The 21,931-nt window shown below is 59.8% G+C and carries 14 protein-coding genes and 1 riboswitch; of the genes, 1 reads left to right on the forward strand and 13 read right to left on the reverse strand.

Features of this window, described 5'->3' with window-relative positions; genetic code table 11:
• Positions 1 to 87: 87 nt before the first annotated feature.
• Both G442_RS21385 and G442_RS0107885 read right to left on the reverse strand, forming a co-directional pair.
• Complete coding sequence (locus tag G442_RS21385) at positions 88 to 2,844, reverse strand: glycosyltransferase (RefSeq protein ID WP_371863408.1); 2,757 nt, start codon at positions 2,842 to 2,844, stop codon at positions 88 to 90.
• Between the two features lie 258 nt (positions 2,845 to 3,102).
• The gene (locus G442_RS0107885; RefSeq protein ID WP_026397558.1) at positions 3,103 to 4,488 is read right to left on the reverse strand and encodes a beta strand repeat-containing protein; all 1,386 of its coding nucleotides are present in this window, start codon (positions 4,486 to 4,488) and stop codon (positions 3,103 to 3,105) included.
• A 698-nt stretch (positions 4,489 to 5,186) separates the two neighbouring features.
• On the opposite strand from G442_RS0107885, the gene G442_RS23910 reads away from it, so the two are divergent.
• Positions 5,187 to 8,375 (forward strand): glycosyltransferase, encoded by a 3,189-nt coding sequence (locus G442_RS23910; protein WP_051292090.1) that lies wholly within the window; start codon positions 5,187 to 5,189, stop codon positions 8,373 to 8,375.
• 31 nt (positions 8,376 to 8,406) lie between these two features.
• On the opposite strand, the gene G442_RS0107900 is transcribed toward G442_RS23910, so the two are convergent.
• The 11 genes from G442_RS0107900 to G442_RS0107950 all read right to left on the reverse strand — a co-directional run bounded on the left by G442_RS0107900 (position 8,407) and on the right by G442_RS0107950 (position 21,045).
• Complete coding sequence (locus tag G442_RS0107900; protein ID WP_084440432.1) at positions 8,407 to 8,796, reverse strand: helix-turn-helix transcriptional regulator; 390 nt, start codon at positions 8,794 to 8,796, stop codon at positions 8,407 to 8,409.
• Positions 8,797 to 8,841: 45 nt separating this feature from the next.
• On the reverse strand, positions 8,842 to 11,709 hold the full coding sequence (gcvP, locus tag G442_RS0107905) for an aminomethyl-transferring glycine dehydrogenase (protein WP_026397560.1): 2,868 nt from the start codon (positions 11,707 to 11,709) through the stop codon (positions 8,842 to 8,844).
• A 153-nt stretch (positions 11,710 to 11,862) separates the two neighbouring features.
• Positions 11,863 to 12,225, reverse strand: a complete 363-nt coding sequence (gene gcvH / locus G442_RS0107910) for a glycine cleavage system protein GcvH (protein ID WP_026397561.1) — start codon at positions 12,223 to 12,225, stop codon at positions 11,863 to 11,865.
• A gap of 60 nt (positions 12,226 to 12,285) precedes the next feature.
• Positions 12,286 to 13,419: a glycine cleavage system aminomethyltransferase GcvT gene (gene gcvT, locus G442_RS0107915; RefSeq protein ID WP_026397562.1), complete on the reverse strand. Its 1,134-nt coding sequence runs from the start codon at positions 13,417 to 13,419 to the stop codon at positions 12,286 to 12,288.
• A 165-nt stretch (positions 13,420 to 13,584) separates the two neighbouring features.
• A riboswitch (glycine riboswitch) is annotated at positions 13,585 to 13,677 on the reverse strand.
• A gap of 85 nt (positions 13,678 to 13,762) precedes the next feature.
• The gene (gene speE / locus G442_RS0107920) at positions 13,763 to 14,635 is read right to left on the reverse strand and encodes a polyamine aminopropyltransferase (RefSeq protein ID WP_026397563.1); all 873 of its coding nucleotides are present in this window, start codon (positions 14,633 to 14,635) and stop codon (positions 13,763 to 13,765) included.
• Between the two features lie 70 nt (positions 14,636 to 14,705).
• Positions 14,706 to 15,167 carry an adenosylmethionine decarboxylase gene (gene speD, locus G442_RS0107925; protein WP_026397564.1) on the reverse strand — a complete coding sequence of 154 codons (462 nt, stop codon included), beginning with the start codon at positions 15,165 to 15,167 and terminating at the stop codon, positions 14,706 to 14,708.
• Positions 15,168 to 15,540: 373 nt separating this feature from the next.
• Positions 15,541 to 18,060 (reverse strand): tetratricopeptide repeat protein, encoded by a 2,520-nt coding sequence (locus G442_RS21395; protein ID WP_146882344.1) that lies wholly within the window; start codon positions 18,058 to 18,060, stop codon positions 15,541 to 15,543.
• Between the two features lie 112 nt (positions 18,061 to 18,172).
• Complete coding sequence (locus G442_RS0107935) at positions 18,173 to 18,934, reverse strand: MotE family protein (RefSeq protein ID WP_026397565.1); 762 nt, start codon at positions 18,932 to 18,934, stop codon at positions 18,173 to 18,175.
• Entirely contained in the window at positions 18,931 to 19,437 is a 507-nt protein-coding gene (locus tag G442_RS0107940; protein WP_026397566.1) for a DUF6468 domain-containing protein, read from the reverse strand. Before G442_RS0107940 ends, G442_RS0107935 begins: the two co-directional genes overlap by 4 nt.
• A 13-nt stretch (positions 19,438 to 19,450) precedes the next feature.
• Positions 19,451 to 20,572 (reverse strand): flagellar motor switch protein FliM, encoded by a 1,122-nt coding sequence (fliM, locus tag G442_RS0107945; protein ID WP_026397567.1) that lies wholly within the window; start codon positions 20,570 to 20,572, stop codon positions 19,451 to 19,453.
• Positions 20,569 to 21,045, reverse strand: a complete 477-nt coding sequence (locus G442_RS0107950; RefSeq protein WP_035376332.1) for a flagellar basal body-associated FliL family protein — start codon at positions 21,043 to 21,045, stop codon at positions 20,569 to 20,571. The genes fliM and G442_RS0107950 overlap by 4 nt, the downstream gene beginning before the upstream one ends.
• Positions 21,046 to 21,931 lie beyond the last annotated feature (886 nt).

A 21,931-nucleotide genomic window follows, 5' to 3' on the forward strand; every position in this document is an offset into this window, starting at 1 on the left:
TTATTAGAAGGTCGAAACCGCTAATTTGTCGTAAATACTCCCTCTTGCCACAAGAACGATATCAGACGCAGGAGCGTCGAAATACCTTTAGCCTTGATTAGCGCGCGTTTCCACTTGCTCCTTCAATATCGTCAGGAGTTCATCAGCCTGATCTTCGAACGTCGCAAGCGTATGCTTTAGAGGATTCGCATAGCCATTAAATCGACCTGCCTCGCCGAGCACTTTTTCTATCGCATTCTGCAGAGCGCCGGAGCCGCTGTTGAGCGGCATCAAAGTTCCGTTGACCCCGTCGACGATATCTTCAGACTGCCCACCCGGACTCGTCGCGATTACCCATACATCCCTGGCAAGAGCTTCGCGCACTGTCAGGCCGTAGCTCTCCATCCACTGAGACGGAAACAACAGCACGTCAATCTCATTGAAGAAATCGTCCATAGTATCTGGCGAATAGGCGTCTCGAACGATGACTGCTCCTTTCACCTTCCAATCGTGAGTAATGATCGACTGAAAACCCAGTTTCAGTTTGTTATCGATCACCACCAGTCGCCAGTCGCTTGAATCCAGCCGTTCGAACGCCTCACGGACGAGCGGATAACCCTTTACAGCTTCGACGCCGCCGACATATCCGAACCGCAACGGAGCGCCGTGAGGACGAGGATTACGGGGCGCCTTCGGCCAAAAAAACCCGTTGCGATTCACTCTGATGGCGTCCGACGGTACGCCATTTTCAATGTAGAGGCGGCGATGCGCTTCACTCGGCGACAACAGGAGCGCCGCACCGGCAAGCGTTTGCTTCATCAGATCCGCTCGGAGGCCCAAATGCCGGGCCTCTGGCACACAAAGCTGACAGACGTGCGGATCAATACGGCGCTGCGCGCAATACGTACCATCCTTGCGAACCATGAATTGCCGCTCACACAGCCACCATGCGTCATGCACGGTGATGATATAAGGCACGCCGCGCTCGGAGCACGCATGGAGAACCCCCAGCCCAAGGCCCTGCATCGAATGGAAATGAACGATGTCGGGGCGATAGGCCTCAAGCCACGCGACGAATTGCCGCGTGACCCTCGGATTATCGAGGGAGGCCGCCGAATCGACGTGAAGCGGCAAGGGAGACCCCAGAACTGAAACGCCCAGAGCCTCGTACCTCACTGACGATACGTACCGTGTCGGGTTGGGGGCCGCGGCCGTAAAGACGGCGACATCCACGTCACGTTCAGACAGCCGCTTGACCATCTCCTCCGCGATCAGCGTGGCTCCGCCGAATGTCCTCGGTGCGAAATAGATGTTTGCAGCCATTATGCGCAGCCTGCCCGATGGCTTTACGACTGACGGCGGGAAGCAGGCCGCAACCTGAGTCGCAGCGATTGCGTCAGGTCGATAGCGAGCCATGACGTCGCCGTAAGCGCGCTCTGCAAGTTGCTGCCGGAGTTCAGGATTCCTGGCGAGCATTAAAAACGCGTCCCGCCACTCCTCCACGCCCTCCGCAAGAAGTCCATTGTTCCCGGGCTGGATCACCTGCCTGAACGTATCCCGCGGAGAACATATCGAAGGCACCCCAAGAATACTGGCCTCGATAAACTTTATGTTGCTCTTGGCGTCGTTGAATAACGTCGCCTCAAGAGGAGCGACCGCTATATCCGCTTCGGCAAGGAGCGCCATATAGTTCGCGTAATCTCTGCCCCCGATATGTTCGACACGCTCAGAAACCCGTGCAAATCCTTCTGGAAGGGTAAGATCGCCCACAATGCGAAGGCGTAAGCGCTGCTCGCTCTCCATCGCCGCCAGCAAGCCGTCGGCGCACTCCCTGAAGTCTGCGTCGTGTGTTTTGGTTCCTGATCCGTAGACGATCAAAATGTCCTGCAAAGGCGTCACCAACGCCTTACCGCGCACGTCGCGTAACCGTGCGGCAATTTCGAGAGTCTGCTGATCCAGCGCGTTTTCAATCACATGAACGTCGGCGATCCCCGCACGACGCATGGCGTCCCCAAGCGCCCGTGTGGAGGCGATCGCACGATCGCAGCTCAGCAAGCATTCACGGAAAAGCCTGACTCCATTGAGAAGTTCCGATTTCTCCGCATTCGACAAACCAGAGATGTTGCTGTTTTTGATATATTCAGCATGCTCGAAGATCAAATCGTCGACTTCCCACCACGGAGAAAGCGACAATCGCCGGGCCTCCTGAATTACTTCTTTAACCGGATCAAACGCCGGCACACGGTAGAAGATCACCTCAGTAGATGTCTGCAATGCCGTTATCGCGGCCTCACAGTCACGCCAGTCAACGACCTCTACCTGCCACCCCAAGCTCTCCAGTTGCTCCTGCTTTTGCCAGACGCGGTATTTCGCACATTGCCGTAGGGTCAATTCAGCAATGATAGAAATTTTGGGTGTTAATTCTGTCAGACGAGACGCAGCGACGCTCCTGTTGTCGACATTTTCAGCGAGATGACCATTACGACCGGACGTTGCGGGCCCATTGCGCAGTTTTGTTATTTGCTGACGGCGTACATGGATCCGTGCATATGCGCGTCGCGCCAACGCAGACAGACCCTCGTCACGCCCAATTTCGCGGGCGCGTCGGACCAGAAGCGAAAAACGACTACCAGACGGCAATTTTCCGTGGAGAACGAACCACAACAGACGAACTGCGCGTCCGACACGCACGACTTTGGAGCCAGACCAGATATTCAAGGTCTCGCGAAGCGCGTGGCCCTCCGCCGCCAAACCATCTGCGCGCATACTGTGAACAGAGGCGGCGCATCGATAGCTGTCGACCAAAGCTTCGGCGTCGCGCAATTTCTGTTCGAGCGCCTTAATGACCAAAGGTTCGTTCACAATACCCACACATGACCTGGAGATTTTCGCATGACACCCGCAACGAAAGTCCCATTTAGAATAACGCCGCGAGATTGAAGACGCGGAATCATCTGACTGAGACTATTCGAGACGAGCCATTAACGAAACGTCCATCTCTCTGTGTCGAGAATTACAATCAAATACAAGGGTGATTATGTGGTAAAAAAAAGAAAAGCCGAGCACAATGCCCGGCTTTTCACAAGCAGTAAAAACTCCGTTAAAAGCTTACCTTGGCAACCCTTACGAACCAATAGCAAATTGCGAACTGGTGAGGCTGGCAACATTGTCAAATTTGATCGTACTGCCGTCAGACAGCGTGATCGTCGTGCTACCGTTGCTGTTTACCTGATTGGCAAGAGCGGTCGTCAGTTCGGCTTCGGTGTACTGATACAAGAATACGAAGTTCCCTGCGGCAGAACCAAAATCCGTAATTTCATACGAAGCGCCTGCGATCCCGTTACGGAACGCGAACTCGTTGGCGGCGCCCGAGCCACCAGTCATGGTTGCATCACCCACACCCGCGACCAACGTATCGGACGCCGTTCCGCCGATGAACACCTGCGTGCCACTGTAGCCGGCAACGTTACCAAACGCTTGCACGCCATACTCCGAGTTCGCCGCATTCAGTGTCTCATTACCGCTGTTAGCGACAAACAGAGACCCTTTGCTACCCGTCGTATCGAGCGTGACGTCGAGCCCGGCGCCACCAAAGATCGTCGCAGACGACGCTGTAATCGTCGTCGTGCCGGTCCCGAGGAAGGCCAGGGACCCGCCAGCGTCAATGCTTGCGTTGTGCGCACCGTAAACAGTAGCGTCGCCAGACGCAGAAATCGTGTCGGACACGCCCGCATACACGGAGGACCCAGCGCCAGCAAGAGAAATGGTGTCGCCGGTACCAGCGACAATCGTCGACGTGCCGCCAACCGTGATGGAGTTGCCACCACTGCTGGCGTCATTGATGTAAGCGTCAGCGCCAACGTTGATAACAGAACTGCCGCCGTAGACCGAAACGGTCTGACCGCTGTTGTTGCCACCAAGAATAGTGTCCTGGCCGTAGGACGCGACAACATTCGAACCCTGATAGATCAGGATCAGGTTATCACCCGCGCCGGCGTTTATTGTGTTGCTGCCGGTTCCGGCGATAACAGTGTCGTTTCCGTCGCCAGTCGTGACAGCCCAGTTGCCAGCGCCAGACGACTGATCGCCCGTGAACAGGTTATTGCCCGCTCCAGCGATAAACGTACCGTTCGATGCTCCAGCCTGAAATTCGATCCCGAATTGAGTGCCGCCGACGACACTGAGCGTGCCGGACGAGACGTCGCTGGCGTCAACGTGGAACGCCCCGGTCGGCGTAGCTCCCAGAGTGTCGCCGAACACGATGTATTCGAGATTACCCGCCAGCGTGTAAGTGCCGGTCCCTGTGAGCACAGCCAGACCAGCCGCATTACCCGTAAAATCGTACGTTCCGCCGCTCGATAGAGCTTCGCCGTTCAGAGTGTCTATAACGCTCGTCAGCTCATTACTGAAGCTCGTTACCAACGCTCCAAGCGACCCGGTCGCAGCCCCATCGACCGTAACGTTGATGGCGGATCCGGAAGATGCGCCCTGAACGGTAACAATTGCCATTAGTCACATCCCTCTACGCTACCCACAGCGACAGACGCACCTTTTGCGGATCGCCACTCGGTCTGGTTTGTAGATGAAGTTTCGCAATCGTCGCAACCAGAATCTGACCGCCAGAATAGAAAAAAAACATTATAACGTTTACTTTTTAGTCTCTATTTTGAGCACTTCGCCACGCAAAGCAACAAATACAACTTGGTGGGAATTTTATGGTTAATTTTTCATTAAATTTATATCAAAAAATCGTTAAATTCAGAACTCCCATCTCCGAAATTTTACTGATTCTATCTAAAGAAAAACTACGCCGCCCCCTCAATTCTCGACAACAACCCCTCAGCGCTCCGCACTAAAGCCGTCAAACAGGTTTTCGGGAAAAAACATACTCCATATCGATTTTTCCTCACATCGATAAGTTTGTTTTAAACAAACATTGCAAAAGTAATCTACCTCTACCGTGCTATCGGCGCAAAACTATATTTATCCGCAACACTGTATCGCTTTTTTATGTAATAGTATTACACAGCGCTTAAATCTCGCCGGCATCCACACAGGAAGGGCTATGGCACTTGGAGCGCGCCACCGTATCGAGGTAGCAAATAGAATCTGCCCTGATCTAATGGTGAATTTGTCATAAAATGCATACAAAACAGCGTCACTGTCAGCGCGATCAATTGAAAGATTCTCTCGATAGGACCGCCACAATGCGCGACGCTTCTTTTTTTGCTTTCGCCAGCAAAAGCCTTGCGCCCGCTTTCACGCACGCCTTCAAACGAGATAGTGACCTCTCCCCATACGCTCACCTGCCATTTCTGGCCTGCCTGCTTCATACCCAGAGTCCAACGGAGGCGGTTTTCCTCAATTCGTCCCGATCTTTGTCTGAGTGGGCGGCCGAACTCGTCGCCTCCGAGAGTCTACCCACCTCAGTTCACGCGACCGACGCCGAAGGGGAAACACCCCCAAGCTGGGATAAAATCGCCCTTCTCCACATCGACGCAACGACGCCAGCCAGTCTTATTGAAGAGCGACTTGACCGCTGGACGCCTCGCCTCCGTGAAGACGGAACGCTTCTGATCTATGGCGTCGAAACCCCGCGCGACGCCGCATTATGGCGCCGCCTGTCAGCCGAAAGCGCCTCCTTTCTGCTGACAGGCGGCCCAGGGCTCGGGCTGCTCGCGCCGCGCTCGATACCGGCCACGCTCACCTGCCTGCTCGGAGCGCCGGGCCAACGTCTGGGCGATGGCGCGCTCGCCCGCCTCAAATATCACTTTTCGACTCTCGGCGAGACGGCCGCCGACCGGGCAGGGCGCGACAGCGCAATAGCTGTGGCGCAAGCCCGGGAAAACGCTGCGCGCGACGCCCGCATACGATTGAGTGAAATGACGGCAGCCCTGCGCGCAAGCCAAAAACGAGAAGATGTCGCCAACGAGGCCAACGCCTCATTACTCGCTCAATTAAGAGAGACGCAGACAGCAGCCAGCCGCCTCGATGCGAAGCTTGCTGACGTCGAGGCGCGGCTGGCACGCAATACAGACGCGCTGGAACGAACCAGACGTCAGGCCGCCGAGCAACAGGAGTTGCTAGGGCCGGTAAGAATCTGGATGGAGCAGGCGTTTTCTCTCCTTACTTCCCAGAGCACCGCGACGGCTGCATTCTCTCAACGACTATCCTCGCATGAAGAAGCACTTACGACGCTCCGGTCATTTCTTGAGGCTCCGGCTGGAGTGGTGCGCCGATTCGCCCGCGCCGTCCTGCGCCCCAACTTCTCGCCTTTCGTACCGACGACGCCCGAAGCGCCACGCCTCACTTCGTGCGCGCCGCCGCCCGTCTTACCCGTCTGGCGCGACGAGCCACTTCCGCCAGAAATCACGCCCGCGTCCCCTGCCCCGGAAACGCTCGACACCGGCATCCTGATCGAAGCCCCATCTTCGGCGCAGCGCCTTGTTCCGGCGAGCGCCCGTCGGCGTAACATTCTGTTCGTCTCGGGCGAACCGACGACGCCCGGCACAATCTACAGATGCCAACGTAACGCTGCCGCCTGCGCTACTACCGGGCACGTCACGCGAGTCTGCGATTGCGCCGCTGTCGGCCCGGACGAGGTGGCGTGGGCGGATGTGCTGATTCTATGGCGCGTCGTTTACAGCGAACACGTCAATATCCTTATCCGTCTCGCACACGAACGTGGCGCGATAGTGGTGTTCGACGTCGATGACCTCGTCTTCATTCCGGCGCTGGCCAATATTTCGGTGATCGACGGAATTCGAACGATCGGCGTCACTGAGTCTGAAACCAACAGTCTGTTCGCCGGGTTCGGGGTCACTCTCAGCCGATCTGACGCCTGCATCGGCACGACCGACACACTCGCCCATCATATGCGGCGGCTGAAACCTCTGACTTATACGCTTCCCAACATATTCGATCACGCCTGCCTGGCGAAAAGCCGCCTCGCCGTCCGCCAGCGCGCCTGGGAAGGAACGGACGGACTGATTCGCATCGGCTACGCGTCGGGCACCCGCACACATCAACGCGACTTCGCGCTAGTGGCCGACGTGCTGGCGCGCCTGCTGTACCAACGTCCCGAACTGCGGCTTGTGTTGTTCCGCGAGCCCGGCAACCACAAACCGATTCTGCTCATGGACGAGTTCCCCGCGCTCGCGCCAGTCGCGGCTCAAATTGAATGGCGCGACACAGTACCGCTCGTGGATCTTCCGAAAGAATTCGCACGTTTCGATATTTCGATAGCCCCCCTTGAGACAGGCAATGTGTTTTGCGAGGCGAAAAGCGAGATCAAATTTCTCGAAGCGGCCCTAGCCGGAGTTCCATCGGTCGTCTCGCCAACCGCGCCGTATCGTGCAGCTATCATCGAAGGCGTCACCGGGTTGACGGCCGACACGCCCGACGAATGGGACCGCGCCCTGCGGCGCCTGCTCGACGATGCGTCTCTTCGTTCGCGGATGGCGCGCGATGCGTTCAACCATCTGCTGTGGAATTTCGGCCCAGAGCGTCAGGCCCTCCTCTTCGAAACGCTCATCATGTCACTCGGAGACGAAGTCGAAGCGGCTCGCGCCACCGAAACGATACTGGCGCGCGGCTCATACCGGAGCCGCAACCTGCCGGAAATTCCCGAAAGCCAGACGCTGTTCATCCATGACGCTCTGGGTGAAGCACAGGTGACGGTTCTGATCACATCCCACAACTATGGCGATCTCATCGTTGAAGCCCTCGAATCAGTACGGGCGCAAACGATGCGAACGCTCGACCTTATCGTGGTCGATGACGCGTCCGACGATGATTCCGCCGCTGTCGTCCTGCAATGGGCGCGCAGGCACGCAGACAGATTCAACCGCCTGCTTGTGCTCGCGCCGCATCGCAATGTCGGCCTCGGCGGAGCGCGCAATATCGGCGTATCCGCTTCCGAAACGCCGTTCTTTCTGTCGCTGGACGCGGATAACCGCCTTCTGCCGAACGCATGCGCGGCTCTGCTCGAAGCCTGCGCCGACGCCGCTTACGCCTACCCGTCGATCCGAACTTTCGGCGAGGGGCATTCGCCAAAAATCATGGGCGACCTGGCGTCACGGCCGCTTAGACTGGCCGGAGAGAACTACATCGACGCGATGGCCATGGTCGCAAAATGGGCCTGGGCCGCCGCAGGCGGTTATTACGTGAGTCGGGAGGCCATGGGGTGGGAGGATTTCGACCTCTGGTGCTCACTGGCGGAAATGGGACTCCGGGGCACGCGTCTGGCGCATGTCGTCGCGGAATACAGGATGCATGACGCCTCCATGACCACCTCCGTAACCGAACGGGGCGCACATAAGGCGCGCGTCGTCGCGCATATCAAGGCCCGGCATCCGTGGGTGGACGTTCACCATGAGGCCATCTCCCGCGCATAATGGACTTGGATCGGCTCGCGACGAGGAGCGTCTACGCAACCTCTTCGCCGGGTCCCCGCCGCCGTAGCAGCCTTGCAATAGAACGTTGGATAGCAAGACGCTCGCCAACATCAAGACGCCGGTAAAGTCGCAGGAGGTCGACCTCGTCGATTGTCAATTCGACCGCCACGTCCTGCGTGGCCATGCCGTTCAGGAACACCTCCAGCGGAACGCCAAGAATCTCTGCCACCCGTGGCAAATGCTCGCGCACACGACCGTCGCGATCAGTTTCCCAATGCGCAACAGCGCTGCGCGACATGCCAAGCGCATCGGCCAGATCAGCCTGCGTCAGCCCGGCGTAGAGCCGCAGGGAGCGGATACGCTGTCCAAGCGTCTCCTGACTGCCCAACTGGGCGGGAATGTCAGGTCCAGATGAATCCATAGCTCAACGCCTCCTGTGGCAGGCGGCGTCAAACGGGAAGTTCGTTCACCGGTACGCCGTCATATCGGGACATGTGCAGACAAGGTTCCGATCACCATACACGTTATCGATACGGCCTATCGGAGGCCAGTACTTCACCTCCGGCGAAACTCCCGGTGGGAAGCACCCCTCGGCGCGTGCGTAGAGACGATCCCATTCGGCCGCGCCAAGATCGGCCGCCGTATGAGGCGCATGGCGCAGAGGTGAAGCTGCAACGTCCATCCGCCCGGCCTCGATGAGCGCGATCTCGGCGCGGATCGCCAACATAGCGTCGCAGAAGCGATCGAGTTCCCGACGGCCTTCGGATTCCGTCGGTTCGATCATGAACGTGCCGGCCACCGGAAAGCTGACCGTCGGCGCATGAAAGCCGAAATCGATCAGACGCTTGGCGATATCGTCCACCGTCACGCCCGTCGCATCCTTCAGCGGCCGCAGATCGACGATGCACTCATGCGCCACACGCCCCTTCGACCCGCGGTAGAGAATCGGGTACGCGCCCTCCAGCCGCGAGACGATGTAATTTGAATTCAGGATCGCAAGCGTCGTTGCACGCGCAAGCCCGTCATCGCCCATCAGGCGGATATAGGCCCAGGAAATCGGCAGGATGGATGCGGAGCCGAACGGCGCCGCAGAAACCGCAGCCTCGCCCAGCGCCTCCGGACGGCCCGGCAGGAACGGCGCGAGATGCGCGCCCACGCCGATCGGTCCCATGCCGGGACCGCCGCCGCCATGGGGAATGCAGAACGTCTTGTGCAGGTTAAAGTGGCTGACGTCCGCGCCGTAACGGCCCGGCTGCGCCAGACCGACCTGGGCGTTCATGTTCGCGCCGTCGAGATAGACCTGCCCCCCCGCGTCATGCACGAGCGCGCAGATCTCGCGCACCGCCTCCTCGAACACGCCATGAGTCGAGGGATAGGTGATCATGATCGCCGCAAGCTCGTTCGCATGCTGCGCGATGCGCGCCTTCAGGTCGTCGATGTCGACGTTGCCATTCTCATCGCATTTCACGACGACAACCTTCATGCCGACCATCTGCGCCGAAGCCGGGTTGGTCCCGTGCGCCGACGCCGGGATCAGGCAGACGTCGCGCTGCGTCTGGCCGCGTGAACGGTGCCAGCCGCGAATCGCCAGAAGCCCGGCGTATTCTCCCTGCGCGCCCGAATTCGGCTGCAGCGACACCGCGTCATAGCCGCTGATCGCACAGAGCCATTTCTCCAGATCTGCGAACAGGGCCGTGTAGCCCTTCGTCTGCTCGGCGGGTGCGAAGGGGTGGATGTCCGAGAAGCCCGGCCATGTGATCGGCGTCATCTCCACGGTCGCGTTCAACTTCATGGTGCAGGAGCCGAGCGGGATCATCGTGCGGTCGAGCGCCAGATCCTTGTCCGCCAGACGGCGGATATAGCGCAGCATCTCCGTCTCGGAGCGATGCGTGTTGAACACGTCCTGCGCCATGAACGGCGTCTCGCGACGCAGCGCTTCGGGCACGCCTTTCGACAGGCCTGACTCGACTGAAATTTTCGACAGCAGATCGTCGGCGCCGCCGAAGCACGCCCAGACAGCCTCGACAGTCTCAGGAGTAGAAGTCTCGTCGAGGCTCAGGCCGATGCGCCCGGCACCCGCGCGGCGGAAATTCATGCCTGCGGCGACGGCTCGCGCGTGAACGCGCTCAGCCTCGTCGGCGGCAAGCGTCACCGTGATCGTGTCGAAGACGCTGTCCGTTTCCACCGTCAGCGGCAGCGCGCGCAGACCGTCGGCCAAAGCCGCCGTCAGCCCGGCGACGCGACGGGCGATGGCGATCAGCCCTTCCGCGCCGTGATACACCGCATACATGCTGGCGAGCACGGCGAGCAGAACTTGCGCCGTGCAGATGTTGGACGTCGCCTTCTCGCGGCGGATATGCTGCTCACGCGTCTGCAGCGCGAGGCGATATGCCTGCCGGCCAGCGCTGTCGACGGAAACGCCGACCAGACGCCCCGGCATGTTACGCTTGTATTCGTCGCGGACCGCCATATAGGCCGCGTGCGGGCCGCCGAAGCCCATCGGCACGCCGAAACGCTGCATCGATCCAATCGCGATGTCTGCGTCGAGCGCGCCCGGCGACGCCAGAACGGTCAGAGCCAGCGGGTCAGCCGCCATGACCGCAATCGCGCCTGCGTTGTGCAGAGCCACGATCGCGGCGCGCGGGTCGCGAACCGCGCCCGAGCTGCCCGGATAGGAGAACAACGCGCCGAAAACGGCGTCCGCCCGCAGGTCAGCAGCAGGGTCGCCGTAAACCAGCTCGATCCCGATCGGCTCGGCGCGCGTGCGCAGAACGGCGATGGTCTGGGGATGCGTGTCGGCGTCGACGAAGAACGCCGCGCTCTTGCTCTTCGCTACACGCCGCGCCAGCGTCATGGCTTCCGCCGCCGCCGTCGCTTCATCGAGGAGCGAGGCGTTCGCGACGTCCAGCCCGGTCAGTTCCGTAACCAGCGTCTGGTAGTTCAGCAGGGCCTCCAGACGGCCCTGGCTGATCTCCGGCTGATACGGCGTATACGCCGTGTACCAGGCAGGGTTTTCCAGAATATTGCGCTGGATCACCCCAGGCAGAACTGTTCCGTAGTAGCCCTGCCCGATCAGGGAGGTCATCACGACGTTGTCGTCCGCGATCTCCCGCAGACGCTTCAGAACCGCGACTTCCGACCAGCCAGCACCAATACCCATCGGCGCGCTGGCGCGGATGGACGCCGGGATCGTCTCGTCAAGAAGCGCTGCTTCGCTGCCGAGACCCAAAGCCTCGAGCATGGACGTGATTTCCGCCTCTCTCGGGCCGATGTGCCGGGAAGCGAAGGCGTCGGCTGACGGACGAAGGCTGGACCAGGGGCTCTGGGCGGTCACGATGACAATCCTTGTGCGAAGAAACAATGTGGCGGCGAGGCAGGAATTCGCGCCGTGAACAGGTGGGAGACAGGCGCGCCCGCACAACGGCCGGACGCGTCATCCCTGAACTACGAAGACGAAGGCGGTCCGAAACGAGGGACCGCCAGCCGATCAGCCGATCAGCGCCTTGTAGGCTTCCGCGTCGAGCAGATCGTCGAGCTGCGCTGCGTCCGCCAGACGCATCGTGAACATCCAGCCGTCCGCCTCCGGCGCCGAGTTGATCAGCGACGGGTCGTCCGCGAGAGCGGGATTCGCTTCCACGACCTCTCCGTTCACCGGTGCGTAGATGTCCGACGCCGCCTTCACCGATTCAACGACCGCAGCCGAATCACCCTGCTTGATCGCGCCTTGCGCGGTCACTTCGAAGAAGACGATTTCACCCAGCTCTTCCGCCGCATGAGCCGTGATCCCGACGGTCGCAACGTCGCCGTCGACGCGGAGCCATTCGTGTTCCTTCGTGTAGTACGTGGTCATGCACGCCTCTTCATTACGATTTTGAAACTTTTACCACCGTGCCCGACGGGCGCGTGATCTTCAACGCTTGAAACCAGCCGGAACGAACGGCATGGCCGCGACAGTCACAGGCGTCCGACGCCCACGCAGTTCGGCAAAGATCGCCGAACCTGTCTGGGCGTAAGGCGTGGCGACGTAACCCATCGCGACCGGAGCCTGAAGAGTCGGGCCAAACGCGCCTGACGTCACAACGCCGATCGGTTCTCCGCCCTCGGCCCCGGCGAACAACAGCGCGCCGCCTCTGATCGGAGCCCGGCCTTCGACCAGCAGCCCGACCCTGCGACGCAACGCGCCTTCGGCGAATTGTCGCTGGACGACGTCGCTGCCAGGAAAACCGCCCGCGCGGGCGCCGTCCGCACGACGAATTTTCTGGATCGCCCACTCAAGAGCGCCTTCAACGGGCGTCGTCGTTTCGTCGAGGTCCGATCCGTACAGGCACAAACCCGACTCCAGACGCAGGCTGTCGCGCGCGCCAAGACCAATCGGCGCGACCTCAGGCTGCTTCAGCAGCGCGCGAGCCACGGGCTCTACATCCACATCATTGACGCTGATCTCGAAACCGTCTTCGCCGGTGTAACCCGAGCGTGAGACAATCACGTCCAGCCCGTCGAAATCCGCCTGGATCACGTCCATGAATTTCATGCTCGCAACAGCGGGTGCGAAACGGGCCAGAGCCTGCTCCGCTTCCGGCCCCTGCAGGGCGATCAGCGCGCGACGATCCATCGGCTCGATTTCGCAGATCGGCGACAGGACGGACTGGAACAGCGCCGTGTCCGCCGCCTTGCAGGCGGCGTTCACCACGATCAGAAACCGGTCGCCAAGGTTGGCGATCATCAGGTCGTCGAGAATTCCGCCCTTGTCGTTGGTCAGGAACCCGTAGCGCTGCCGTCCCGGCTTCAGACCGACAACGTCGACCGGCACGATCGTCTCGATCGCACGGGCGGCCGACGCCATGTCGCCGTCAAGCGGGCGAACCGAGACCTGCCCCATATGAGACACATCGAACAAACCGGCTTTGGCGCGGGTGTGCAGATGCTCGGCCATGATGCCGGCAGGATATTGCAGCGGCATGGCGTAACCGGCGAAGGGCACGATTCGCGCGCCAAGCTCCTTGTGCAGCGCGAGGAGCGGAGTCTCCAGAATCGCCTCGCTCACAACGAGAACCGACGGAGAACGAGGGACGGGAACGCAGGCATAAAAGAAAGCATCGGCACACCTCCCGAACCCGGCCTGAGCCGGGTCAGTTATGCGCCCCTTCTGTCCGTTTGCCTGAGATCGCTATCCCGTCGGCGGACGCATGCCGCGTCACTCTCCAGAAGTCAGTGTCATAGGGTCCGTTAGCCTGAGAGATTCCGGGGCGGTTGCTCCTTCGGCGTCGGGCCTTGCAGCCCGAACTCTCCCTCTATGACGCCGCAGATGTCGCATTCGACCATTGCGAAGTCAAACGAAATCGACGCACCCGCACGCCCTGCGCGACACACATCGCGCAGGGCCGCAATCAGTCTTGCGAAGCGGGCAGATTCGCCGCGATATACGGCGGCAGATTGAACGACCCGACATGAATCTCGGGCGTCCAGTACTGCGTCTTCCCCAGAAGCCCGGCCTCACGCGCACGCTCGCGAACGGCCGCGACATCCTGCTTCGCAGGGTTGCCGCCCTTCGACGCGACGCCAAGCGTCATGAACCCGCCGACATAGGTCGGAACCGCCGCGACATACGCCGACACGGTCGGAAAGAAACGCGCGCGGCGCAGGCTGGTCTCGCGCAGTTCGTCCGCCTGCATGAACGGCACGCCGCACTGGTTGACGATCAAACCCTGCGGTCCGAGGATTCGCGCGCAATGCTGATAGAACGCATCGGTGAACAGTACTTCGCCAACGCCGATGGGATCGGTGCTGTCGACGATGATCACATCGAACGACTCATCCACCGCTTTCGCCACATACTCGATTCCGTCGCCAACGATGACATCGGCGCGCGGATCATTCCACGCATCGCCCGCGATCTTCGGAAGATATGTTTTGGAAAGTTCGATGACGTCTCCGTCGATCTCGACCATGACAGCCTTCTCGACGCCCGGATGTTCCAGCACCCGACGCAACACGCCGCCATCACCGGCGCCGATGATCAGCACGCGCTTCGCAGCGCCGTGCGTCAGCAGCGGCACATGCGTCAGCATCTCCTGATAAACGAACTCGTCCCGTTCCGTGATCTGGATGGCGCCGTCCAGCACCAGAACCCTGCCGTGCGACTCACTTTCAAAAATCACTATATCCTGAAAGTCGCTTTTCTTGCGGACCAGTTCCTTATCGACCCGGAATCTTTGTCCCCACGCCGAGTACAGCTCTTCGTTCAGCCATTCGATCGACATCGCGTATCCCCATATAAAAGAGGCCGGGACTTGCCCGGCCTCGTTCACGACACTTCAGATTGTCCTAGAATCAGGCGACCTTGCCGCGCCTCTGCTCGTCAACGACGATGCGGCCTGCGTTGAACAGACGCTGCATCACCGGAATCGCAAGATGCGGATCGCACGCGCCGCACATGAAAATGTCGACGGCGGCGAAGTCACGCTCCGGCCATGTGTGGATCGAGATATGACTCTCCGCGAGCACCACCACGCCCGAAACACCGCCGTTCGGAGAAAAGTGATGGAAATGACTATGCAGAATCGTGGCGCCTGCTGTCACCGCCGCTTCACAGAGAACGGCGTCAATCCGCTCCGGATCGTCGAGATTCGACGCATCCCACAGATCAATCAGCAGATGAGTGCCAGCGAACTTCTCGCCGTCACGTTCGACAAAGTAATCCTTCCGCTCCTCTTCGTGAGAGGCGACGGAAACAGAAACCTGGTTATTGCTCGGGAGTTCCGAGACCATCCCCAGTTGAGCAAGTGCGTTCATCACGTACCCCCAAACCAGTAGACAGCCTGTTGGGCAAAATTGCCCCCTTGGGCCAAGAAGGGGGTTGATAGGGCGTGATCCCCCTGGACGCAAGCTGTTTTTGAGGTCTCGTTTGTGAAGATTTCGCCTCAGGCCAAACATAGCTGACCATCGACGACTGAGCGCCGCGGCCATGCGCCCTGCAGACCGATGACGGAGCACCACTCTCAGAGAAGAGAACCGCGGCGATATCGCCTTTCAGTTACAATTGAAACGATGTTTGGCGGCTACGAGGCCAATCCTGCCGAACGCGACACAAAAACTTCTTACAAACGGCGTTGGCTGGACAGTTCATCCGCATGACGCAAGACCGCATCAAGGCGACAGAAGCCCTTCAGCGTTGGCCGGATCGCAGCCGCAAATCTTCCTCCGGCGACGTCACCAGCAATGTGAAGACACGTTGCCGCTCCGCCGTCATGCGGCGGCCGCCGACCCAGTCCCGGAGACGATCCAACGTCGCCCAATCATTGACCCGGGCGGCGTCACTCGCCAGCCTGATCGCAAGATCCTGCTGCACGTTGGACAGGTCGCCTTTTTCGGGAAGCCTTCGGGTGGCCAGACGCCCGACCACCAGCGTCGCATCGGCCCATTTTCGCTGCTCCTCCAGAAGTCGCCCGCGCAGATCGAGCGCAGCGTCGCTCTCATCCTGCGCAAGCATCTGCAACGCCTCGTCCTTGCCGCCTTCCTGCGCAAGCAGTCCTGCGGCGATCACACGCCGACGGGAGACGACATCCGCCGGAGCGCCGGTGTCCGCCGTTTCGTCCAGTGCACGGCGCGCCTGCCCCAGACGCTTCGCCGCGACGTCGGCCTCCGCCAGCCGCGCGCCCCACTCTGCACGCAAGGCGTCGTCAGCGGCGAGCGGCAAGGCTTTCTCAAGTGCCGAGGCCGCCTGCCCCGGAAGGCCGATCGTCTGCAGTTGCGTCGCCAGACCAGCCAGAATACGCCCCTTCACAACGGTGTCGGGAATCTGATCGATGTGGCTTTCGACAAGTGCGACCGAATCTATAACGTCATTCGTTCCGGTATTCGCTCCATGATCTGAAGCTCTGGTCAGGTTATCCAGTATCGCCTCGACCTGCGACGAATCCGGCGAACGCTGGTCGGGGAAAACACTCTCCATGTCATCGATCGCGTGCAACGCCTCGCGCCACGAGCCAGCCTGCATGAGTGCGGCGATCTGAGCTTTGCGAACATCGAGCTCCCGTCCGACCAGACGGGCCTGTAGGAGAAGGCCACTATACGCTTTCGCCGCCTCGGCAGGAGAGATACGCTGCAACTGCAGCTTGAGTCCGATCGACTGCTCGCGTCCCAATTCCGCCTGCCTGTCGTCACGACGAGCAGCCAGACGTTCGAACGCCGCAAGCGCTCCCTGCCTGTCTCCGCGCCTCAACAACAGAAATGCGCGAGCCGGATCGAACGCCGGATCCGAAGGCAATTCGCCAAGAGCCCCAAGATCGCCGTCCGAGCCGTTCTGAGCGATGAATGTCGCCGCTTCAGGTTGCAGTTGCTCCCGCAGAGGCTGTGGATACGTCTTAAGGCGCGGGTATCCGACAGCAAGCAGCGCCGCCGCTCTGGCGCGATCTCCACCAGCACGAGCAAGATAGAGGCCACGCCAGAAACTTCCGCTTTCGCGAGGATCAGGCTGCTCCAGTGCGCCCGCCGCCTGCGTATCGCCGCTCAGCAGCGCCGCTGCGGCTGCAAGCAGCATCACGCCAGGACGACCTGCGAGCGCCGGTTCGTCCTTGACTGCGGTGTCCACGATGGAACGCGCGGTCTTCGCATCCCCCATGGCGAAGGCCGCCCGCGCTGCTGCAAGCCTCGGTTCGCCACGCCCCTCAGGCGAAGCAAGCGCTGCCTGCGTCCAACGTCGCCGAAAATCCTCGCGCAAAGCGGCCGGCGTCAGGGGCCGTAGCCCCAGCCATGACCAATCGACGTCGTCATCGGCAAGAGAGGATGAACTCGCATTGACGACAGGCGCCGAATTTTGCCCCACGGCATCGACAAATGGACCGCCCGCTCCACTGCGCACGTTGATCCTGTCTGACTCGACAGCAAACACCACGCCTTGAGCGGCGGGCCAGATTTCGTAACCGACGTGGCGCCGGAATGTCGTCCCGCCAGACACCTCCTCCGCCGATGTCCCGATTTGCAATCGCGCACCGGAAGACGGGTCTGCGAGCGCGATTACCCGCCCCGCCTTCGGCATTGGATACAGGACGCCACCGTCTTTCTGCTCCGGCGTAATCGATGGCGCCTGACGCGGGCGTCCGCTCACGTCCTCAGCCGCGAGGACCCACCCGCCGGGCGCTTTGCTTAAACTCAACGAACCCTGCACGCTGGCTGGTACGGTGATAATGGCGCTATCGCCCAGAAGATGCACGCTGAGAGCCGAAAACGGCCCTGAGTCGCGCAAAGCGGCCGCATCCATCGCTACCGCATGATCCGCGACGATCACGAAGGTTTTCCGCGACCAAAATCCGGCGACGCCCGTCTTGTCGCCCAAAGGCAGAAATATTTTGGTTACGGCGGGCGACGTTTTTTCGGTCGTCGCGCCAGACGCCGCCCCTGCATCCGGGTTTGCTGGAGAAGGCGCGCCGGGACGCGAGGCATTATCCGGAAGTGTTGCGGGAGCTTGGACAGTCGCCGGAGCCGCCGCCCCATCGGCCGCTGGCGTGACGAGATTTTGTCTCCAGCCGGCCGGCAGCCCTCCCGCTTCCACGTGAGTTGGCGAAGTCGATGCAGGCGCGGCGGCAGGATGAACCTTCTTGTGCTCTCCGGCAGACGCGGCGCCGGAGCCGCTTGCGGCGTCCGCCGTCAAGCTCCACCCGCAAGCCGTCGCGATCGAAAGCGCCAAAGATAATCTTATCCGCACACCAAATTCCTGAATTGCGGCCAAACAGTCGCTCGAACCAGCTCGGCGCAAATGAACCAATAAAATAATTTACAAACCGAATTGAGAATTTTCGCTAGCCACTCTCTCCGGACCTGACCATCACACGGCGAGGAAACAGCCCCGCAAGGGCCTGCGTCGTCGTCGTGGCGCGCTCTGGAGACATCCCGGCGAGAATAGCCGACGCTTTCCTGGGATTCATCTTGCCCATCACCGGGACGAGCACCTGCAGGTCAAGAACATTGAAAATCGACGCCGCGTCGCGAGGAGCCATCGCCTCATATATTTTAACCAACCTATCGATATCGCCGTCGCTCAGGCGTTTTTCATCTTGCCCCTTCTTCTGCAGCGTCGATTGTTCCTGATCATATCGCTTAAGCCTTGACTCGAGCGCCTCCCGCGAAGTTTCAAGCGCCTGCTTCATTTCATCAAGACTTCTGGCTTCTTCCTTAAGCTCCTGATCACGTTGCGCGACGTCCGCAATGAGCGTCTGCCTGCGATCCTCGGCCCTGTGGTCAATGTCCAGAGAAGGATCGCTCGTCTGCCCGACGCAGGGAGTGTCTTTAGAACAGACATCGTTCGCTGCGGCGCTCGCCGCCCCCTGCTCCGGAACTGCGTTAGCGGGCGGCGCCGAACCGGATTGCGCGTTCTTTGGCGTCGCCGACGCCGGAAGCGCCAGAGCATCGCTGACAAGGCTGACGCTGGCGTCCTCGACGCCCGGCGTCAGGAGCGACGAAGCCAACACATACAGCTTCATCGCCAGCAACCCACCCATGAGCCCGGACGACAGTTGAAACAGACGTTGAAAGGATAGCCTTGGCGGCATAGAGCGGCTCATCCCATTCGCAGCACACGAAGCAAATCCTGCTCCGCTGCAGTCCGAACACGTGACCTCTGCTCATAGGGACGCGGCGGGGCCGCCCTTGGCTCAACGCTTACGGAATATCCATCGACGTCCGCTTTCCCGGCCGCCGGAAGCTGCCGGGTTTCACCTGAGGTCGGACGCGCCTCCGAGCGCTCTCCTTGCCGGATCAGACCATCGAGACGCCCCGCTATGGCGTCGCCTTTCTCCGCCAACGCCTCAAGCTCAGCCTGCAACAGCTTGGATTGATCAATCATACGGCTGAGGGCGCGACCACTGACGTCGCTCGCACGCTTCAACTTCTCGACCCCGTCTTCAGCCCGATGACCGCTTGCATCCAGGCGGGCGACGAGATCAACCAGTTCCTGCCGGTCGCGTCTCAAAACCGCAAGCGCTCGACCGAGATGGATACTGTAAAATATTCCCAGCGCCAGCAGGATCGAGAGAAAAATTTCGATAGCGTATTGGATCGCCGTCATCTCATTCTCCCCCTCAGGAATACAAATTATCGGAGTTTTCGATAAGCGTACGCGCGCCGAGAAGATCTTCCTCGATCTTGACCGCGATGCTCTCTTTCTTCCTGCCCAGACGGCCGGTGAACATGGGTATCTCGCCGCACCGCAGTTTGACCGGTTGGCCGGGTCGCTGATCAAGAACGATGAGCGCCCCCTCCCGCAAGGCTATGACTTCGGACAATTTCATCGTCTGTTCTGACAGAACCGCCTCCAATTCGACATCGGTGCCTCGCAGTTCCGCGCCCAGATGGGTCTCCCATATGGAGTCCCGACCGAATTTCTCACCCATGAACTGCTGCAACAGAAGATCGCGGACTGGCTCCAGAGTCGCATACGGCAATAAAACGTCGATATTGCCGCCCCTGTCGTCCATTTCGACGCGCATGCGCGCTACGAACACGGCGTTCGACGACCGGGAAATAGCCGCGAAACGCGAATTGACCTCAAGTCTTTCAAATTTGAAATTTATCGCGCATATCGGGTTAAAACCAGACGAAAGGTCGGACAGAATAAGCCTGACCATCTTCTCGATGAGCGCACGCTCGATCGTAGTATGCACGCGCCCTTCCACGTTGAGGGGACGCGCATTGCCGCCCCCGCCGAGAAGCACGTCGACCATCGAATAGGTCAGAGACGAATCGACGACCATCAATCCGTAATTTTCCCATTCCTCCGCCTTGAAAACCGCGAAGACGCAAGACGCCGGTATGCCATTGAGATAATCGCCGAACCGCATCGAGTTGATGCCGTCTATGGAAACCTCGACATTGTCATTTGTAAAATTTCTCAAACTCGTCGACACGATGCGCATCAGACGATCAAATACGACCTCAAGCATGGGCAGGCGTTCGTAGGTCACCAAACCAGAGCCTATGACGCGCTCCAACCCGCCAACACTACCGCTATCCTCAGAACCGAAAGCATTTCCCAGAATGCTGTCGATTTCCGACTGATCGAGAATATGATCGTCATCGGAAGCGCTTGCGTCTTCAAACGCCGCCCCTCCATAAGCAGCGCCACCGGCGGTCAGATCTCGCAGGGACGCGGTCGGACCGGGGCGCGGGATTCCGCCGCCAGGTTCTTCGCCAGAGTCGGTCATTGCACGAGAAATTCCGTGAAGAGCAGGTCTCTGACTTCGATGGGCGCAAGTTGAACTGCGATACGCCCGAGCAGCGCCTCCCGCAGGCGATAAACACCGTTTCCGCTCAACTCCGCCTGGGTGCACTCATGCAGGTAGGACTGAAAAATGTTTTGTATCTGCGGCATCTGGGCGTCGACTGCCTCGTACGTTCCGCCCCGCACTTGCAACTTGGCCGAAATTTTTACGAACACCGGACGCCCGCCGCCCGTATCGAGATTGGACATCATCGTGGGAATATCGACAATAAATGGCTCGTCCTGAACCTTTTGGGCCGCCTGTCTGGGATGAGCGGCGCCGCGCGATTTGTAATAGTAGAATCCGCCCCCGAGTGCGGCCAGCAGAACCGCCGCGCCTGCCAAAAGCAGAATTTTTTTGCTCTTTTTCTCGGGCGCAGGCGCGTCCACGCCGTCCGTTTCAGCTTTGTCCGCCATTCGATCCCCGAACCACGCCGAGCGCGTTCCTCTCGACAAGAGATTTCACGCCACGGCACACTATGACCCCTACCCGACGAGACGCGCTACGAGAGACGCATCGACTACAGTCCCCCGGAATATCTGCATCAGATGGTAATCGGTATCCTGTTAAGGCATCCCTAATTTCGGAGACAAACCGTCTGCCGGAAGGGTTCCATCAGTAAGACGCATCGACCGCGAAAGCCGTAACGCCCACGCGGAGAGAGGCATCGTCTCTCTTCAACAGGCGATCAAACGACCGCCTTACCCATGCTCTGATCTTGAGCAGCAGGAAGAAGCGGCGTCGCAAAACTGAAAACAAAAGCACGAACAACATATAGCCGGGCTTCAGGACGAATGTTCAAATGTTGTCCTGACTTGGGCCCGGCGCATCTCACGGGTCCACCCATCCTCTACGGCAGCATACGGGGATCACCGTTTTCCTGCCTTCAATAGTTAACACACACCGTCGAAATCAGATTATCGCTTATTGAAGAGCATCGACACCCTTGCAGGTAAACTCTATTCGTTACTGACAAAAAAGTATTTTCCAAATAAATTAACCATCAATGGACTTTAAAATCGGCCTTTATGCCGCGCCAACACGAAAAGCGCGGTCGCATATCCGTCACGCTGAACAGACATCCCGAATGTCGTCAGACTGCGCCACGAGCACGCTGTGACATAAATTGTCGGAGGCAATCACCTCAACCCATTCGATCGCAAGGCGGAACGCACACGCACAAACACAACTCGCGCAGCCAAATCTTGACTGCGCCTGTCGCTCGCAAACTCGACGCTTTGCCCGCCGGCCAGCGGGAAGCCCCCCTACAAAATCTCATCGTCGATTTCTTGAGGCTTCCGC

Source organism: Acetobacter nitrogenifigens DSM 23921 = NBRC 105050, from assembly GCF_000429165.1.
In the GTDB taxonomy this organism is placed as follows: Bacteria; Pseudomonadota; Alphaproteobacteria; order Acetobacterales; family Acetobacteraceae; genus Acetobacter; species Acetobacter nitrogenifigens.

Coding starts and splice junctions, on each gene's coding strand:
- G442_RS0107885 (WP_026397558.1), bottom strand. CDS start 4,488: ATGGCAATTGTTACCGTTCAGGGCGCATCTTCCGGATCCGCCATCAAC.
- G442_RS23910 (WP_051292090.1), top strand. CDS start 5,187: ATGCGCGACGCTTCTTTTTTTGCTTTCGCCAGCAAAAGCCTTGCGCCC.
- G442_RS0107900 (WP_084440432.1), bottom strand. CDS start 8,796: ATGGATTCATCTGGACCTGACATTCCCGCCCAGTTGGGCAGTCAGGAG.
- gcvH (WP_026397561.1), bottom strand. CDS start 12,225: ATGACCACGTACTACACGAAGGAACACGAATGGCTCCGCGTCGACGGC.
- speE (WP_026397563.1), bottom strand. CDS start 14,635: ATGTCGATCGAATGGCTGAACGAAGAGCTGTACTCGGCGTGGGGACAA.
- speD (WP_026397564.1), bottom strand. CDS start 15,167: ATGAACGCACTTGCTCAACTGGGGATGGTCTCGGAACTCCCGAGCAAT.
- G442_RS0107935 (WP_026397565.1), bottom strand. CDS start 18,934: ATGAGCCGCTCTATGCCGCCAAGGCTATCCTTTCAACGTCTGTTTCAA.
- G442_RS0107940 (WP_026397566.1), bottom strand. CDS start 19,437: ATGACGGCGATCCAATACGCTATCGAAATTTTTCTCTCGATCCTGCTG.
- fliM (WP_026397567.1), bottom strand. CDS start 20,572: ATGACCGACTCTGGCGAAGAACCTGGCGGCGGAATCCCGCGCCCCGGT.
- G442_RS0107950 (WP_035376332.1), bottom strand. CDS start 21,045: ATGGCGGACAAAGCTGAAACGGACGGCGTGGACGCGCCTGCGCCCGAG.